Here is a 361-nt window from a genome sequence, read left to right on the forward strand (position 1 = left end):
ATCGCCCGGCGAGGTGCGCTTCCGCCCGCTCGAGCTCCCGGGCCGCATGACGCCCTTCTTCCTGGTCGGGGACGACCCGCTGTCGCTGCGCTGGTTGAAGGCCCGAGGGGACGTGTTGCGCGAGCTTAACGCCGTGGGGCTGGTCGTCGAGGTGGCCACACCCGAGGGGCTTGAGCGCCTGCGCGAGGCGGTGCCGGGGCTCGAGCTGCGCCCCACACCGGGGGACGACCTGGCCGGTCGGCTGGGCCTTGCCCACTACCCGGTGCTGGTGACGGCTCAGGGGCTGGAGCAGTAGGAGCGAGCGATGAGCCAGTCACACCCTCTGGAGGCGCTGCTGCGCCCGGCGGTAGAGCTCAACACC

The 361-nt window shown here is 72.3% G+C and carries 1 protein-coding gene; it reads left to right on the forward strand.

Annotation, left to right across the window (positions count from 1 at the left end; all coding sequences use genetic code 11):
* A partial coding sequence (locus tag Q673_RS33410) for an integrating conjugative element protein (protein WP_023007138.1) occupies nt 1-295 on the forward strand: 295 nt, incomplete at its 5' end.
* Between the last annotated feature and the right edge of the window lie 66 nt (nt 296-361).

The organism is Halomonas sp. PBN3, assembly GCF_000475415.1.
In the GTDB taxonomy this organism is placed as follows: Bacteria; Pseudomonadota; Gammaproteobacteria; order Pseudomonadales; family Halomonadaceae; genus Halomonas; species Halomonas shengliensis.